The 1,120-nt window shown below is 48.7% G+C and carries 1 protein-coding gene; it reads right to left on the reverse strand.

The window, feature by feature from the left end; translation table 11 throughout:
* Positions 1 to 40 precede the first annotated feature (40 nt).
* Positions 41 to 1,120, reverse strand: a 1,080-nt coding sequence (locus tag F0229_RS21600) for an IS3 family transposase (protein ID WP_171733691.1), incomplete at its 5' end; no start/stop codon positions are given.

The raw sequence follows: 1,120 nt of genomic DNA on the forward strand, positions 1-1,120 counted from the left end.
ACGGTGTTTTTCAAGGTAGTTGTCATCATTTGCTTACTTATTAAGCAGCTTCTCTTTCTGGATTTAGGTGAACGTCACCGACAGGCTCACAGTTCCTGATATCACCAGGCCATCGCTCAGGTTTTCGGCGTTTTGCAGCGAGCAATACCTCAGCACGCTGCTTCAAGATCTCTTTATCTTTTCCATTGTGACGCTCTGAAGGCGTGACGTAATTTAGCTTACTGTGCTTGTGCTCGGTGTTGTACCAGCGTACGAAGTCTTCAACCCAACTTCGACTACTGTCGAGAGTTTCAAAGCCCTTTGTTGGCCAGCTTGGTATGTACTTTACCGTGCGGAACAATGACTCGACATACGGGTTATCATCACTGACTCTCGGGCGGCTATACGATGAGGTAATACCTAACTCTTCCATTTTAGCTTTGAACGTCAGCGACTTCATAGGCGCACCGTTATCTGAGTGAAGAACCAGCGCTTGATTGAAGCACTGCTCTCGCATCAACGTCCGTTGCAGAAGTTGTGACGCCAGCTCACCGCACTCACGCTCATACACTTCATAACCAACGACTTTTCGGCTGTAGATGTCCTCGATGACATACAGGTAATAGTGGTGGCCTCGAACCTTTGAAGGTAAGTAAGTGATATCCCATGTGTAGACTTGGTTCGAGTCCGTAGCTGTGTAACTTGTTGGCTTCGCTTGCTTCTGTCTACTCCGCTGACGACCTCGTTTGTGAAGTTGCCCTCGTGCAGTCAGCACCCGATAGTAACTCGACTCAGAGGCGATATACTCACCTTTATCAAGCAGTGTTGGGACGACTTGAGTCGGAGGTAAGCTTGCGAATTCAGGGCGGTTACACACCTCGATTATCGCATCTCGCTCTTCCTGCGACAGCTTGTTAGCAGGCTCAGGTCTGACGCATATCGGCCTTTTGTCAGCTTGAACTTCACCTTGCTGATACCAGCGACGATACGTTCTCAAGTCGATTTGAACTTCATGGCAAGCTGGCTCTAAACGACATCCGCATTGCTTCGCTTCAAGGATAAGAGTCACTATGGTCTGCCTTTCATCGGTTGAGGTTAGTCGTCCTCTGGCTCTTCCCCGTAAAAGGCTCTCAGCTTTTTT

The sequence above is a fragment of the Vibrio sp. AIC-3 genome, assembly GCF_013114515.1.
Classification (GTDB): domain Bacteria; phylum Pseudomonadota; class Gammaproteobacteria; order Enterobacterales; family Vibrionaceae; genus Vibrio; species Vibrio crassostreae_C.